Here is a 15,524-nt window from a genome sequence, read left to right as displayed (position 1 = left end):
GAGGGGGTCTTGATGAGCGACAGCACCAGCGACCGCACGTCGGGGAGCGGTTCCGGCGAGGGACACGAGCGGCTGCCCGGTCGGCAGCGGAAGCGATTCCCGGACATCTCCTCCCGCGCCTACGAGCATCCGGCTGACCGCTCCGCCCTGGTGGCGCTGCGCAAGCTGAGCGGTTTCGACACGGTCTTCAAGGCGTTGAGCGGGCTGCTGCCGGAGCGCAGCCTGCGCCTGCTGTTCCTGTCCGACTCGGTGCGCGTCGGCGAGCAGCAGTTCCCGCATCTGCACACGATGCTGCTGGACGCCTGTTACATCCTGGACCTGCCCAAGGTCCCGCCGATGTACGTCACCCAGGACCCCCAGCCCAACGCCATGTGCATCGGCCTGGACGAGCCGATCATCGTGGTGACCACGGGCCTGGTGGAGCTGCTGGACGAGGAGGAGATGCGGGCCGTCGTCGGCCACGAGGTGGGCCACGCCCTCTCCGGCCACGCCGTCTACCGCACGATCCTGCTGTTCCTGACGAACTTCGCGCTCAAGGTGGCGTGGATCCCCCTGGGGAACATCGCCGTGATGGCGATCGTGACGGCCCTGCGCGAGTGGTTCCGCAAGTCGGAGCTGTCGGCGGACCGGGCCGGGCTGCTGGTGGGCCAGGACCTGAAGGCGTCGATGCGCGCCCTGATGAAGATCGCGGGCGGCAACCACCTGCACGAGATGAACGTGGACGCGTTCCTGGCGCAGGCGGAGGAGTACGAGGCGGGCGGCGATCTGCGCGACTCCGTCCTGAAGATCATGAACATACTGCCGCGGTCGCACCCCTTCACGACGGTGCGGGCGGCGGAGCTGAAGAAGTGGGCCGAGAGCCGTGATCACCAGCGGATCATGGACGGCCACTACCCGCGGCGGTCGGAGGACAAGGACACGTCCGTGTCGGACTCCTTCCGGGAGTCGGCGAACCATTACGCGGAGTCGGTGCGGTCCAGCAAGGATCCGCTGATGGGGTTGGTGCGGGACATCGCGGGTGGGGCGGGTGACCTCGGCGGTCGGCTGCGGGATTCGTTTTGGGGTTCGCGGCCGCCTTCTGGTGGGGGCCAGGAGGGGTCCGGGGGTTCCGGGGGTGCGTCCCGGGATCGTGGGCCCGAGGAGGGGCCCAAGGGAGGCTGAGGGGGCGTCTGGGGGGCTTTCCGGGCCCCCGGGGGTGGCTGCGGGCCGCGGGGGTTCTGTGGGGGCTCCTCTTCCCCTACCCGCCCCTTCCCGTAACCGGGGCTCCGGTCCTCAAACTCCCCCGGCTACCGCTGGGAGGTCCCCCCGGACAGGCTTGATCAGCTGCCGGCCTCAGCGCCGCGGCATGCTCGGCTGGGCGCTGTCCGCCAGGCGGCCGCAGACCGCGGCTGTCGTCTGGCCGGTCGCGTACGGGTCCGTGCCGGTCGGGCCCTCGGCCGTGGCGTGCTGGCCGGCCAGGAGGGGGCGGAGGTAGACCTCGTCGTCGGCGGAGCAGGACTCCGGGCCGGCCTGGAGGCGGCTCTGCAGGACGGTCAGGTGGTGTTCCTGGAGGCCGTCGCGGTCGAAGCGGAAGCGCAGCTCCCGGCGGACGGTGAAGAGCGACGCCCGGTCCGCGCCCGCCTTCTGGTCGCCGCCCGCGGCGGCCGGGCGCAGGGCGTAGACGAAGGTGTGGTCGCCGGACACCTCCAGCGTGGAGGCGCCCGTCTCGGTCACGGAGAAGACGCCCTGCGTCCGTATGGGTGTGTCGACGAGGGCCACCTGGGTGGGGTCGAAGCGGACCAGCCAGGCGGTGGCGGCGTGCCGGCCGTCGTCGGCGGGGTGGTCGAAGCTGCGGTCGAACTGGTCGAGCTGCTCCGGATCGAGCAGCAGCCGCACGCCGCGCTGGCCGCCGCCGGTGAGCACGGCCGGGTCGAGGGAGGACTTCACCGTGTACTCCTTGGCGGCGGCGAGCGCGGCCATGACCTGGCTCTCGGAGAAGTGCGAGGTGCTGCGGGCGGCGGGCAGCGTCACCCCCTCGGGGCCGTGCCGGAACTGCGCGGCCGGGCTGTGCTCGAACAGCTCGGCCGCCGTGCCGCCGGGCACCGCGTCGCGGGGCGCGAGCGGGACGAGCGTCGAGCGCAGCGACTCCACGGCGGGCACGGCCGCGTCCTTGTACGGGTGGCGCAGGCCCATGTAGACGGCCGTGCCGAAGGCGAGGGCGATCAGGATCACCAGGACGAGGACCTGGCGGGAGGTGCTGACGCGCGTCCACAGATGGCGGTTACGGACAGCGAGCGCGTGGTCGCCCATGCGCTCGTTCGCGGAGAGCTCCTGAAGGCGCGCAGCCCGGACGAACGATTCGTCGAAGACGACGGATCGGTACTCGTCCTCCCCGCCTCCCGGGACACCCTCGGGCGTCCCCTCAGGTGGGTCTCCAGGCCCGTCCATACCTCAAGAGTAGGTCCGCCGGGCGCTTGGTAAACGCGCTGGTACACGACAAGTTGTGAGCAATATTCCGGGTGCCGCATGCACCTACGTCACCGCTGGTCGGCGGGGTCTACAGGCGGGGCGCCGCCGAGGCCACCGGGGGCTCGGAATCGGCCGAGACGGATGGCAGCGGGCCGGGCCGCTGCTCGGCCGGGGCGTCCACTCCGGTCGTCGCGGGCGGCGGATCGGAACTGGGCCGCCCGCCGGAGGAGGCGCTGCGGTATACGGCGGCGAAGGCGAGGGCCACCACGCCGATGCCCATGAGGACGGCGAGCACCCAGGCGACCGGGCGGTGCCAGCGCGGATGGCCCCGGTAGGGGCGGCGGGCGGCGCCGTAGCGTCCGTACGGACCGTAGGCGTCGTCGGGGTCGAGGTCGTGGGTCAGGCCCGGCCAGCGGCCCGGGCGGGCCGTGTGATGGCCGGGTCCGGGGCCGTCCTCGAAGAGGTCGTCGTAGTCATAGGTGTCGTCGTCGGCGGGGCCGCCGCCCGCCCGGGACCTGGACGCCTCGGCATCGGCACGGGCCTGGGCGGCGGCGAGCATGCGCTCGACCGCCGTCGGTTCGTGGATCGCGGCGGACCGCACGAACTCCTCGTCGAAGACCACGGAGGCGAACGCGTCGTCCCTGCTGCGGTTGCTGTCGGGCTCCTCGCCGTCCGGGAACGGCTGGCCCCCCACGTCGTCCGGCACCCGACCAGCGTAGCCCCGAAGCGGCCAATCCGCGCAGCCGGTACGGGAATTCAGCTTCCGGCGGGCGCTCCGCCGCGCACGTGTCCGTCGCCCGTGACGATGTACTTGGTCGACGTCAGCTCCGGCAGGCCCATCGGCCCGCGCGCGTGCAGCTTCTGCGTGGAAATGCCGATCTCGGCACCGAAGCCGAACTGGCTGCCGTCCGTGAAACGCGTCGAGGCGTTGACCGCGACGGTCGTGGAGTCCACCAGCTGGGTGAACCGGCGGGCCGCGGCCTGCGACGTGGTGACGATCGCCTCGGTGTGCCCGGACGACCACAGCCGGATGTGCCGCACCGCGGCGTCCAGGCTGTCCACGACGGCGGCGGCGATGTCGTAGGAGAGGTACTCGGTCTCCCAGTCTTCGACGGTCGCGGGGACGACGGTGGCCGGGCCGCCCTGGGCCAGGGCGAGGACGCGCTCGCAGCCGTGCACGGTCACACCGGCCTTCGCCAGCGCGGCGAGGGCCTTCGGCAGGAAGTCCGCCGCGATGTCCTGGTGGACCAGGAGGGTCTCGGCGGAGTTGCAGACGCTGGGGCGCTGCGCCTTGGAGTTGATGAGGATGTCCACGGCCATGTCGATGTCGGTCTCGGCGTCGACGTAGACGTGGCAGTTGCCGGTGCCGGTCTCGATCACCGGGACGGTGGACTCCTCCACGACCGTACGGATCAGCGAGGCACCGCCGCGCGGGATCAGCACGTCGACCATGCCGCGGGCGCGCATCAGCTCCCGTACGGAGTCGCGGCTCTCGCCCGGCACCAGCTGCACCGCGTCGGCGGGCAGACCGGCGCCGCCGACGGCGTCGCGCACGACGCGCACCAGGGCGGTGTTGGAGGCGTACGCGGAGGAGGAACCGCGCAGCAGCACGGCGTTGCCCGACTTCAGGCACAGGGCGGCGGCGTCGACGGTGACGTTCGGCCGGGCCTCGTAGATGATCCCGACCACGCCCAGCGGTACCCGCACCTGGCGCAGGTCGATGCCGTTGGGCAGCGTGGAGCCGCGGACGACCTCGCCGACCGGGTCGGGCAGGGCGACGACGTCGCGGACGTCCTTGGCGATGGCGCGCACCCGCTCGGGGGTGAGCGTCAGCCGGTCGATGACGGTCTCGCTGGTCCCGGCGGCGCGGGCGCGCTCGACGTCCTCGGCGTTGGCCTCGACGATCTCCCGGGTGCGGACCTCCAGGGCGTCGGCGATGGCCAGCAGCGCCTCGTCCTTCACCGAGCGCGGCAGTGGCGCCAGGTCGGCGGCCGCCGCACGGGCACGGTAGGCCGCGCGCAGTACGGGCGACTGCGGCATCGGATCGGCGAGGGGGGAGGGGAAGACGCTGCTCATGGTCCGCAGCCTAGCCGCGTGGCGCGCCGGAGCCACCCCGTATTCCAGTCTGTGGGACATCAGAGCCCATCGGGGGCCGCCGGAGGCGTCCAAGAGGGCGTCATGCGCAGGTCAGAAGGGGTGCACCCCGACCGGGGTGGCCGGCAGCGGGCCGTAGCCCTCCGCGATGCGCTGGTGATAGGTCTCCCGGTCGATGACCTCCAGGCCGACGATCTCCCACGGCGGGAGCTTGGCCGTCTGGCGGTGCTCGCCCCACAGCCGCAGCGCCACGGCCGCCGCGTCGTGCAGATCACGGGCCTCTTCCCAGTAGCGGATCTCGGCGTGATCGTTGGCGTAGCGGCTGGTCAGCAGGAAGGGGTGGTCGTGGGCGAGCTTCTCCAGCGCCCGCCGGACCTCGGCCAGCGGCGCCTCGGCGCCGGAGACGCTCAGCGTGATGTGCCACAGCCGGGACACCTCGCCGTTCTCCCCGACCGCGGTGGCCGCGGCCGGATCCGTCTGCCCGCCCTCCGCCCGGTCCGGGCCCGCGCCGACGCTGGTCAGTGTGCGCTCCTCCCCCATGGCCCTGCGGGCGTGGGTGGGAGTGCCCCCACCTCGGGGCAGCGCCCCTGGGCGCCCTCGTCTCACCGGCGGCCTCCTGTTGTTCCCCGCTCCGCGCGCGTCGGCGGAGCCCTGTGGTGCCTGTTCTCGCTGTGTCCCGCGTCGCTGTGTTCCCGCGCCGGGCCGGCGCCGTGTCGGTGCTCGGGGACCGGCTGCCCGTGACGGCCCCCCGCATCAAAGTTGACCAGTCCGCGGGCGGCCGCGTGACCGTTTTCCGGAAGGTCCCCATGGAAAGGCTGGACTTACCCCACTTTCTTGCTCATGGGTGACGTCCGTCAGCGGTGCAGCACGACCATGTCGTCCCGGTGCACGACCTCGCGCTCGTAGCCGGGGCCCAGGTCGCGGGCCAGGTCACGGGTGGAGCGGCCGAGCAGCTGGGGGATCTCGCCGGCGTCGAAGGCGACGAGCCCGCGGGCCAGCGCCCGCCCGGAGACGTCGCGCAGCTCCACCGGGTCACCCGCGCTGAATTCCCCCTCGACCGCCGCGATGCCCGCCGGCAGCAGCGAGGCGCTGCCCTCGATCACCGCCCGTACGGCCCCCTCGTCCAGCGTCAGGGCCCCGCGCGGCGTGGAGGCGTGCGCGAGCCACAGCAGCCGGTCGGCGGAGCGGCGGCCGGTGCGGTGGAAGAGCGTGCCGGTGGAGCGCCCGGCGAGGGCGTCGGCGGCCTGGCTGGCGGAGGTGAGGACGACGGGGATGCCGGCGGCGGCCGCGATCCGGGCGGCCTCGACCTTGGTGACCATGCCGCCGGTGCCCACGCCCGCCTTGCCGGCGCTGCCGATGGACACGCCGTCGAGATCCTGGGGGCCGGCAACCTCGGCGATCCGCGAGGTGCCCGGGGTGCTGGGGTCGCCGTCGTACAGGCCGTCGACGTCCGACAGCAGGATCAGCAGGTCGGCCCGGACGAGATGGGCCACGAGGGCCGCGAGGCGGTCGTTGTCGCCGAACCTGATCTCGTCCGTGGCCACCGTGTCGTTCTCGTTGACGACCGGCACCGCGCCCATGGCGAGCAGCTGGTCCAGGGTCCGGCGGGCGTTGCGGTAGTGCGCGCGGCGGCTGGTGTCGTCGGTGGTGAGCAGCACCTGGCCGACACGCCGGCCGTAGCGGGCGAAGGACGCGGTGTAGCGGGCGACCAGCAGGCCCTGGCCGACGCTGGCGGCCGCCTGCTGGCGGGCCAGGTCGCGCGGGCGCCGGTCGAGGCCGAGCGGCGCGAGCCCGGCGGCGATGGCGCCGGAGGAGACCAGCACGATCTCCTTCTCGCCGCCGGCCTTGGCCAGCGTGTCGACGAGCGCGTCCACCCGGTCGGCGTCCAGTCCCCCACCTGCGGTGGTGAGGGAGGAGGAGCCCACCTTGACCACGATCCTGCGGGCGTCCGTCACCTCGCGACGCGCCGCTCCGGCCCCATTACCCGCCCCTGCCCCTGTCACGTACGTACACCCCTGTGATCGCCTGTGCGCGCGAGCCGTCCGCCCGCTCCGGCCCGCAAATCTACCGCCCGGACGATTGTGGTCGTTCGGCCCTGTTTTGTAATGATTGCCGTCACGGAAGATTGCTCCTGGACCGGCCGCCGTCATACGGTCGGTAGTCGACCGTTGCCCAGGCACGGTCCCCACCCCCGCAAGCTTCCCCATCCCCCCGTACTCCTGCCAGGAGCCCGCCCAGTGCCTTCTGCCGGAACAGCCTCCCGCCGAGCCGTACAGCTCGCGGCGCTGCTCGCGATGCTGGTGTTCTTCGCCACTCAGCTCGTGGGAGCCCTGCTGCCCAACGTGCCGCTCTTGATCACCGCCTCGGCGGCGGGTCTCGCGCTCGACCTCTACCTCCAGCACCGCGACCCCGGTCTGGTCGCCGTGCTCGGCAAGATCCGCTTCGATGTCATGGTGCGGCAGCTGCTGCGCGACATGCTGGTCCTGGTCGGGCTGCTGCGCCTGCACGGCGACGGCTCGCTGAGCGACTACGCCCCGGTCTTCGTCGGCCTGGTGCTCTTCTACGCCACGCACCTCGCCTGCCAGGCCACCGCGATCCTCGTCCGCCGCAGCCGCACGCTCCCCTTCCTGACCCGGAACATCGACGCCTCCGGTCTGCGCCTGACCGCCGCGCCGCCGCGCCTGCTGGCCCGCCAGCACGGCCGCCGCCTGCTGCGCTTCGCGGTCCCCGCCACGGCGGGCCTGCTGGTCACCGCCGCCACCGAGAAGGCCCTGTGGGGCGAGCTCGGCGTCGGCCTCGCGGTCCTGCTCGGCCTCGCCGGCACCGCCTACCTGGCCGGCTGGCTGCGGCCGAAGAAGCGCATCGCCAACGAGCAGCAGGCCCTGGAGTGGCTGGACCGCTGGCTGGCCGACTACCGGCCGACCGTCGGCATGTACTTCTCCGGCGGCACGACCTCGGCCTACCAGGCCAACATGTGGCTCTCCACGCTCGGCGAGCTCGACGGCAACCCCGTCATCGTGCTCCGCGAGCGCTTCATGGTGCAGAAGATCGAGGCCACCGATGTGCCGATCGTGTGCATCCCCAAGGTCGTGCACCTGATGGCGCTGGAGAAGTCCTCGCTGAAGATGATGCTGCACCCGGCGAACTCCGGTAAGACCTCGCAGGTCCTGCGCATGCCGTCGATCAAGCACGCCTTCACCAACCACGGCGAGAGCGACAAGCTCTCCAGCTGCAACCCGTACTCCAAGGCGTACGACGAGATCTGGGTCGCCGGCCCCGCCGCGCGCGAGCGCTACCAGCTCGCCGACATCGGTGTCGACGACCGCGACGTCGTCGAGGTCGGCCGCCCGCAGCTGGCGCCGATCATGCCGTACGCCGGCCCGCCGGCCGCCGACGGCTTCACGACGGTCCTCTACGCGCCGACGTGGGAGGGCTGGGACGGCCAGCCCGGCAACACCTCGGTGATGCTCGCCGGCGAGAACATCGTCCGCGCGCTGCTCGCCGACCCCAAGGTCCGGCTGCTGTACAAGCCGCACCCGATGACCGGCTCCGTCGACCCGCGCGCCGGCCGTGCCAACGAGCGCATCCAGGCCATGATCCGCGAGGCCAACACGCGGCGCACCGGTGCCCGCCCGGGCCCCGAGGCCGCCGCCGAGCTGGCGCGCCGCACGGCCGAGCTGGACCGGCTCACCACCAGCGCCTTCCGCGACAGCGCCGACGACGTCGAGCGGATGCTGCTCCAGGGCGCCCCGGAGAAGGGCCGCGCCGCGACCGTCGAGGCCGCCACGATCGCGTGGGAGGCCGCCTACTGGGCGTCGCTGCCGGAGTGGGAGCACCAGATCATCACGGCCGCCCGGCCCGCCCTGTACACCTGCTTCAACCAGTCCGACCTGCTGATCAGCGATGTCTCCAGCGTGGTCTCGGACTATCTGATCAGCGAGAAGCCGTACGCGGTGGCCAACACCAGCGGCATGGCCGAGGACGAGTTCCGCGCGGTCTTCCCGACCGTCAGCGCCGCCACGATCCTCTCGCCCGAGGCGGAGGGCGTACCGGCCCTCCTCGCGGACGTCCGCAGCGACGGCCGGGACGCGCTCGCCGCGGCCCGCGCGGAGCTGAAGGTCCAGCTGCTGGGTCCCTCCGACCCGCCGTCGCTGGTCCGCTTCAACCAGGCGGCGCTCGCGCTCGCCCAGAAGGCGGACGAGCGGCGGGCCCGGATGGAGGCCCGCGCCTCGGAGATCCCCTCGCAGCGCGAGGCGGACAAGACCGCGGCGGTCTGACGCCGCGCGGCGCGAGCGCCGCGCACCGCACATGGGGAAGGCCCCGGGAGAATCTCCCGGGGCCTTCCCCATGTCAGCCTCTGTCAGGAACCGGTCCGTCAGAAGGGCTTGAAGCCGTCGAACTCGCGGTCCGCCTCGTCCCGCTCCGCCTCGCGGTCGCGACGGCGCGTCGCGGCCGGACGCGGGGAGTCCAGACGGTGGTCCTCGCCACGGCGGCCCAGCATCTCGGCGCCCGCCATCATCGTGGGCTCCCAGTCGAAGACGACCGCGTTGTCCTCGGCGCCGATGGCCACGCCGTCGCCCGCCCGGGCGCCGGCCTTCATCAGCTCGTCCTCGACACCGAGGCGGTTGAGGCGGTCCGCCAGATAGCCGACGGCCTCGTCGTTGCTGAAGTCCGTCTGGCGCACCCAGCGTTCCGGCTTCTCGCCGCGCACGCGGTAGATGCCGTCGTCCTCCAGCGTGACCGTGAAGCCCGCGTCGTCCACGGCCTTCGGGCGGATGACGATGCGGGTCGCCTCCTCCTTCGGCTTGGCCGCGCGCGCCTCGGCGATGATGCCGGCCAGCGCGAAGGAGAGCTCCTTCAGGCCCGTACGGGCGACGGCGGAGACCTCGAAGACCTGGTAGCCGCGCGCCTCCAGATCCGGGCGGATCATGTCGGCGAGGTCCTGGCCGTCCGGGATGTCGATCTTGTTGAGGACGACGATGCGCGGCCGGTCGTCCAGGCCGCCGTACTGGCTGAGCTCCGCCTCGATGACGTCCAGGTCCGTGACCGGGTCGCGGTCGGACTCCAGGGTCGCCGTGTCCAGGACGTGCACCAGCACCGAGCAGCGCTCGACATGGCGCAGGAACTCCAGGCCCAGGCCCTTGCCCTGGCTGGCGCCGGGGATCAGGCCGGGGACGTCGGCGATGGTGTAGACGGTCGAACCGGCCGTCACCACACCGAGGTTGGGGACCAGCGTCGTGAAGGGGTAGTCCGCGATCTTCGGCTTGGCGGCGGAGAGCACCGAGATCAGCGAGGACTTGCCCGCGCTGGGGTAGCCGACCAGCGCCACGTCGGCGACGGTCTTGAGCTCCATGACGATGTCACGGGTCTCGCCCGGCTCGCCGAGCAGCGCGAAGCCGGGGGCCTTGCGGCGGGCCGAGGAGAGCGCGGCGTTGCCGAGGCCGCCGCGGCCGCCCTGGCCGGCGACGAAGGTGGTGCCCTGGCCGACCAGGTCGGCGAGGACGTTGCCCTGCTTGTCGAGGATGACGGTGCCGTCCGGCACGGGCAGGACGAGGTCCTGGCCGTCCTTGCCGGAGCGGTTGTCACCCGCGCCGGGCTGGCCGTTGGTGGCCTTGCGGTGCGGGCTGTGGTGGTAGTCCAGGAGCGTGGTGACGGACTGGTCCACGACCAGGGTCACGTCGCCACCGCGGCCGCCGTTGCCGCCGTCCGGGCCGCCCAGCGGCTTGAACTTCTCACGGTGAACGGAGGCGCAGCCATGGCCTCCGTTACCCGCGGCGACATGCAGCTCGACGCGGTCCACGAAGGTGGTCATTGCGGTGCCTCCAGATGAATACGGGGATGTCTCTTTGTTAACACGCCGAGGGCGGACCAGCTTCCCCGTCACCGGAAAAAGCGGGCCCGCCCTCGGAAGGTGCTATGTCGCGCCGAAAAGCTGATTACTCAGCGATCGGGACGATGTTCACGACCTTGCGGCCACGGTGGGTGCCGAACTGCACCGAACCGGCCTGCAGGGCGAACAGGGTGTCGTCGCCACCGCGACCGACGCCCGCGCCCGGGTGGAAGTGGGTGCCGCGCTGGCGGACCAGGATCTCACCGGCGAGGACGGCCTGGCCGCCGAAGCGCTTGACGCCGAGCCGCTGAGCGTTGGAGTCGCGACCGTTCCGGGTGGACGATGCGCCCTTCTTGTGTGCCATGTGTTCTCAGTCCCTTACTTCGCAGCCGTGGGGATGCCGGTGACCTTGATCGCCGTGTACTGCTGGCGGTGACCAATGCGCTTGCGGTAGCCGGTCTTGTTCTTGTACTTCAGGATGTCGATCTTGGCACCCTTGTGGTGATCCACGATCTCGGCCTGGACCTTGATCCCGGCCAGCACCCACGGGTCGCTGGTGACGGACTCGCCGTCGACCACGAGCAGCGTGGAGAGCTCGACGGAGTCGCCCACCTTGCCGTCGGAAATCTTGTCAACCTCGACGATGTCGCCGACAGCAACCTTGTGCTGGCGACCACCGCTACGCACAACTGCGTACACGCGGATCTCACTCTCTCGCTGGTAATCGGGACCTCTGATGCCAGCCGCTCACACGGGCGAATGCCCGTGATATCCGAGAGGACGAGCGGCCTCTCCCGGAATGCACCGGAAGGGATTTGCTCAGGGGTTGGCGTACAGACGCCGAAGGACAAGGTTACGGGGCCTTATCCCGGGGGTCAAACCGGTCCCCTCGCCGGGGAGGCCGCTCCGCGGAGGGCCTCGGCCGACGGGTGCCGGCCACGGGACGAGCCCCTGGCCGCGGGGGCCGAACGGGCCGGGGCCGGCCCGCTGCGGGGGCCGGGAGACGTGTCACTTCACGTCTCCCGGCGGCCCCGCGCGCACCGGCCCCTGAATACAGCGCTCGGCTCAGTCCTCGGAAGAGGACACCGTGGCCGTCGCCTTCTTCGCCGTCTTCTTCGCCGGGGCCTTCTTGGCCGCCGTCTTCGTGGCGGTCTTCTTGGCCGCGGTCGTGGCGGTCTTCTTGGCGGTCGTCGTCTTCTTGGCCGCCGTCTTCTTCGTGGCGGCCTTCTTCGCCGGTGCCTTCTTCGCCGTCTTGGCGGCCGTCTTGCGGGCCGTCTTCTTGGCCGGGGCCGCCGCTTCGGCCGCCTCCGCCTCCTCGACCAGCTCGACGACGGCCTCCACGACCTGCTCGGCCGTCGTGGGCTCCTCGACCGCGACCGGCTCGGGCTCCGCGGCGGGTGCGGCGGGCGCCTCCACGACCACCACGGCCGCCTCGGCGTCCGCCGGCGAGCCCGCCGGGGCGGACACCCTGCGCGTGGCCCTGCGACGCGGCCTGGCGGGCGCGGCCGGAGCCGCCTCCACCGGGGCCTCGACCGGGGCCTCGGCGACCCGCACCGCGACCTCGGGCTCCGGCTCCGCCTCGACGACGACCGGCTCCGCGGGCGCCTCCACGACGGTTTCCGGTGCCTCGGCCGCCCGCGGCGCGCCCGCCGGAGCGGTCGCCTTGCGGGTGGCCCGGCGGCGCGTACGGCCGCGCTTCGCGGCGGTCTCGGCCTCCGCGGGGCTGCCGAACCACTCCTCGTCGCCGCCGACCGCCGGCTGGAGCTCCGCCTCGGTCACCGCGACGGGCTCCAGCTCGGGCAGCTCGGGAGCGGCCTCGACCTCGGCCTCCTCGACGGCCTCGGCACCCTCGGTGACGTACTCGTGCTCGTGCGCCTGCGCGCCGCCACGGCCCTTCTTCTTGCCGCGCTTGCCGCCACCGCCGCCACCGACGGTCGTCGGCTGGTCCATGTGGACGATCACGCCGCGGCCGTTGCAGTGCACGCACGGCTCGGAGAACGACTCCAGCAGGCCCTGGCCGACCCGCTTGCGGGTCATCTGCACCAGACCCAGCGAGGTCACCTCGGCGACCTGGTGCTTCGTACGGTCCCGGCCCAGGCACTCCAGCAGGCGCCGCAGCACCAGGTCCCGGTTGGCCTCCAGCACCATGTCGATGAAGTCGATCACCACGATGCCGCCGAGGTCGCGCAGCCGCAGCTGGCGCACGATCTCCTCGGCCGCCTCGAGGTTGTTCTTGGTGACCGTCTCCTCCAGGTTGCCGCCCTGGCCGGTGAACTTGCCGGTGTTGACGTCGACGACGATCATCGCCTCGGTCCGGTCGATGACGAGCGAACCGCCGCTCGGCAGCCAGACCTTGCGGTCCAGCGCCTTCATCAGCTGCTCGTCGATCCGGTACGTGGCGAAGACGTCGACGTCCGACGTCCACTTCTGCAGCCGGTCGGTGAGGTCCGGGGCGACGTGCGAGACATAGCCGTGGATGGTCTCCCAGGCGCCGTCACCGCTGACGATGACCTTGGAGAAGTCCTCGTTGAAGATGTCGCGCACGACGCGGACGGTCATGTCCGGCTCGCCGTACAGCAGGGTCGGGGCGTTGCCGCTCTTGGCCCGCTGCTGGATCTCCTCCCACTGCGCCTGGAGCCGCTGGACGTCACGCGCCAGCTCGTCCTCGCTCGCGCCCTCGGCGGCGGTACGGACGATGACGCCCGCGTCCTCGGGGACGATCTTCTTGAGGATCTGCTTCAGACGCGCGCGCTCGGTGTCGGGCAGCTTGCGGCTGATGCCGGTCATCGAGCCCTCGGGCACGTAGACCAGGTAACGGCCGGGCAGCGAGACCTGGCTGGTCAGGCGGGCGCCCTTGTGGCCGATCGGATCCTTGGTGACCTGGACGAGCACGGACTGGCCGGACTTCAGGGCGGACTCGATGCGGCGCGGGCCGTTGCCCATGCCGAGCGCCTCGAAGTTGACCTCACCGGCGTACAGGACGGCGTTGCGGCCCTTGCCGATGTCGACGAAGGCGGCCTCCATGGACGGCAGGACGTTCTGGACCTTGCCCAGGTAGACGTTGCCGACGTAGCTGGTGGCCTGCTCCTTGTTGACGAAGTGCTCGACGAGGACGTTGTCCTCCAGCACGCCGATCTGGGTGCGCTCGCCGCTCTGGCGTACGACCATGACGCGCTCGACGGCCTCGCGGCGGGCCAGGAACTCGGCCTCGGTGATGATCGGCACCCGGCGGCGGCCCTGCTCGCGGCCCTCGCGGCGGCGCTGCTTCTTCGCCTCCATGCGGGTGGAGCCCTTGATGGACTGCACCTCGTCGAAGCCGGTGCCGGGCTCGCGCTCCTCGCGCTTGCGGGGCTCGCGGACCTTGACGACCGTGCGCTCGGGGTCGCCCTCGCCGGCGGCGGCCTCGACCTCGGCCGCGTCACCGCTGCGGCGACGGCGACGGCGACGGCGGCGGCTGCCGGCGGAACCGGCACCGGACGGCTCCTCGCCGTACTCCTCGGCCTCCTCCGCCTCTTCCTCGGCGGCCTCGGCCTCCTGCTCGTCCTCGCTCTCGCCCTCGGCCTCGCCGGCCTCACCGGCCTCGCCACGGCGACGGCGACGGCCACCGCGGCGGCGACGGCGGGACGGGCGGTCGCCCGACTCCTCGTCCTCCTGCGCGGCCTCGGCCTCTTCGGCCTCCTCGTCCTCCGCCACGGCGGGGACGGTCTCCTCGACCACGGCCGGCTCGGCCTCGGCGGGCTCACCGCGGCGACGGCGGCGACGGCGGCCACCGGCGGCGGGCTGCGCGGCCTCGACGGTGCGCTCGGCCTCGGGCTGCTCCACCTCCTCCACCTGCGCGGGGGCGGCGGCGGCAGCCGCGGCGGCGGTCTCCGGCGTCTGGAACATCGGCTCGGTGAAGACCGGCGCCTGGAAGACGGCGGTCGGCGGTCGCACGGCCCGGCGACGGCCGCGCGCGGGAGCCTCGGCCGGCTCGGCCTCGGCGCTCACGCCACGGTCACGGGCGCGGCTCTCGGCCTTGGCGGCCTCCAGGGCCGCGGCGGCGGCCTCGGCGTCACCGCTGGCGACACGCCGGCGCGAACGGCTCTTGGCCGGGGCGGCCTCGGTGGCCTCAGGGGCCGGCTCGGCGTCGCCACCGGTGGCCCGGCGGCGGCCACGACGGCCACGGGGCTCGGCGGCGGGCGCCTGCTCCTCGGGCGCGGCGACCTCCTCCTCGACCTCCTCGGCCTCCTCTTCGGCGGCCTGCGGGGCGCCGGCGGGGGCGGTGGCCTTACGGGTGGCGCGGCGGCGCGTACGGGCCGGCTTGGTCTCCTCGGCGGCGGCCTCGACGGGGGCCGGCACCTCCTCGACCTGCGCGGGAGCCTCGACGACGGTCTCGACGACCGCCTCGGCCGCCTGCGGGGCACCGGCGGGCGCGGTCGCCTTGCGCGTGGCGCGACGGCGGGTACGCGGGGCCGGGGCCTCCTCGGCGGGGGCGGCGGCGGGCGCCTCGACGGCCTCGGCCGCGGCGGGCGCCTCAGGCGTCTCGGCGACGGTCTCGGCGGCCTGCGGCGCGCCGGCGGGCGCGGTGACCTTGCGGGTGGCGCGGCGGCGCGTACGGGCCGGCTTGGCGTCCTCGGTGGTGGCGGCCTCGGCCGGGGTCTCCTGCGGGGCCGCGGCTACGGGCTCGGCAGGCGCCTCGGCGGCCTCGGCCGTACGGGGGGCACCCGCGGGGGCCGTCGCCTTGCGGGTGGCGCGGCGGCGCGGGCGGGCCGGTGTGGCCGGCGCGTCCGTCGCGGCGGGGGTCTCCGCCGCGGTCTCCGCCGGGGTCTCGGCCACCGGTGCGGGGGCCGTCACCGGCGTCTGCGCGGCTTCGGTGCCCGCCGACGGCGGTCCGGCGGGGCGGGACGCCGCACGGCGGCGGCGTCGCGGCGGCAGCGTGTCTCCAGGACCGCTGTCGGAGTGCTGGGTGGGCTCAGTGGGCTCAATGGGTTCGAGCATGCGGGCGGTTCTCCCGTCACGCTCCCGGGCGCCGCGCCTTGTTCCGGCCCGGTGGTCCGCGTGATGTGCGCGGTTCCGCCGTCCGGGGCGCGGTCGCCGCACGGGAGCTGTCGTCTCGCTCGCCGGGTCCGAAGGGCGGCACCGGCGAAAGTCTCCTGGTCAGTGCGCCTGCCGG

The 15,524-nt window shown here is 73.1% G+C and carries 11 protein-coding genes; 2 read left to right on the top strand and 9 right to left on the bottom strand.

Annotated features, from left to right (window positions below):
• Positions 1-12: 12 nt before the first annotated feature.
• Positions 13-1,161, top strand: coding sequence for a M48 family metallopeptidase (locus ACZ303_RS05380; protein WP_467335261.1), 1,149 nt, complete (start codon positions 13-15; stop codon positions 1,159-1,161).
• A gap of 171 nt (positions 1,162-1,332) precedes the next feature.
• Here ACZ303_RS05380 and ACZ303_RS05375 read toward each other — a convergent pair whose 3' ends face one another.
• From ACZ303_RS05375 to proB, 5 genes are all read right to left on the bottom strand, one after another.
• Entirely contained in the window at positions 1,333-2,427 is a 1,095-nt protein-coding gene (locus ACZ303_RS05375) for an SCO2583 family membrane protein (protein WP_467335259.1), read from the bottom strand.
• Positions 2,428-2,536: 109 nt separating this feature from the next.
• A complete protein-coding gene (locus tag ACZ303_RS05370; protein ID WP_467335257.1) occupies positions 2,537-3,154 on the bottom strand; it encodes an SCO2584 family spore wall biosynthesis protein in 618 nt (205 codons plus the stop codon).
• A gap of 50 nt (positions 3,155-3,204) precedes the next feature.
• Positions 3,205-4,524 carry a glutamate-5-semialdehyde dehydrogenase gene (locus ACZ303_RS05365; RefSeq protein ID WP_467335255.1) on the bottom strand — a complete coding sequence of 440 codons (1,320 nt, stop codon included), beginning with the start codon at positions 4,522-4,524 and terminating at the stop codon, positions 3,205-3,207.
• A gap of 111 nt (positions 4,525-4,635) precedes the next feature.
• A complete protein-coding gene (locus tag ACZ303_RS05360; RefSeq protein ID WP_467335253.1) occupies positions 4,636-5,148 on the bottom strand; it encodes a hypothetical protein in 513 nt (170 codons plus the stop codon).
• Positions 5,149-5,396: 248 nt separating this feature from the next.
• Positions 5,397-6,497 (bottom strand): glutamate 5-kinase, encoded by a 1,101-nt coding sequence (gene proB / locus ACZ303_RS05355; RefSeq protein ID WP_467335251.1) that lies wholly within the window; start codon positions 6,495-6,497, stop codon positions 5,397-5,399.
• Positions 6,498-6,779: 282 nt separating this feature from the next.
• Between proB and ACZ303_RS05350 the strand changes: the two genes are divergently transcribed.
• Complete coding sequence (locus tag ACZ303_RS05350) at positions 6,780-8,819, top strand: hypothetical protein (RefSeq protein ID WP_467335249.1); 2,040 nt, start codon at positions 6,780-6,782, stop codon at positions 8,817-8,819.
• A 98-nt stretch (positions 8,820-8,917) separates the two neighbouring features.
• Here the strand turns inward: ACZ303_RS05350 and obgE are convergent, their stop codons facing one another.
• The 4 genes from obgE to ACZ303_RS05330 form a co-directional block, all read right to left on the bottom strand.
• Positions 8,918-10,354, bottom strand: coding sequence for a GTPase ObgE (gene obgE, locus ACZ303_RS05345; protein WP_467335247.1), 1,437 nt, complete (start codon positions 10,352-10,354; stop codon positions 8,918-8,920).
• 124 nt (positions 10,355-10,478) lie between these two features.
• Positions 10,479-10,736, bottom strand: coding sequence for a 50S ribosomal protein L27 (rpmA, locus tag ACZ303_RS05340; RefSeq protein ID WP_467335244.1), 258 nt, complete (start codon positions 10,734-10,736; stop codon positions 10,479-10,481).
• 14 nt (positions 10,737-10,750) lie between these two features.
• On the bottom strand, positions 10,751-11,071 hold the full coding sequence (gene rplU, locus ACZ303_RS05335; protein WP_130877714.1) for a 50S ribosomal protein L21: 321 nt from the start codon (positions 11,069-11,071) through the stop codon (positions 10,751-10,753).
• A gap of 366 nt (positions 11,072-11,437) precedes the next feature.
• The gene (locus ACZ303_RS05330) at positions 11,438-15,349 is read right to left on the bottom strand and encodes an Rne/Rng family ribonuclease (protein ID WP_467335242.1); all 3,912 of its coding nucleotides are present in this window, start codon (positions 15,347-15,349) and stop codon (positions 11,438-11,440) included.
• Between the last annotated feature and the right edge of the window lie 175 nt (positions 15,350-15,524).

This window comes from Streptomyces sp. NPDC023527 (genome assembly GCF_055560115.1).
Note: the sequence above shows the minus strand (reverse complement) of the source record. Positions and strands in the feature narration are given on the sequence as shown.

Coding starts and splice junctions, on each gene's coding strand:
- ACZ303_RS05380 (WP_467335261.1), top strand. CDS start 13: ATGAGCGACAGCACCAGCGACCGCACGTCGGGGAGCGGTTCCGGCGAG.
- ACZ303_RS05375 (WP_467335259.1), bottom strand. CDS start 2,427: ATGGACGGGCCTGGAGACCCACCTGAGGGGACGCCCGAGGGTGTCCCG.
- ACZ303_RS05365 (WP_467335255.1), bottom strand. CDS start 4,524: ATGAGCAGCGTCTTCCCCTCCCCCCTCGCCGATCCGATGCCGCAGTCG.
- obgE (WP_467335247.1), bottom strand. CDS start 10,354: ATGACCACCTTCGTGGACCGCGTCGAGCTGCATGTCGCCGCGGGTAAC.
- rpmA (WP_467335244.1), bottom strand. CDS start 10,736: ATGGCACACAAGAAGGGCGCATCGTCCACCCGGAACGGTCGCGACTCC.
- ACZ303_RS05330 (WP_467335242.1), bottom strand. CDS start 15,349: ATGCTCGAACCCATTGAGCCCACTGAGCCCACCCAGCACTCCGACAGC.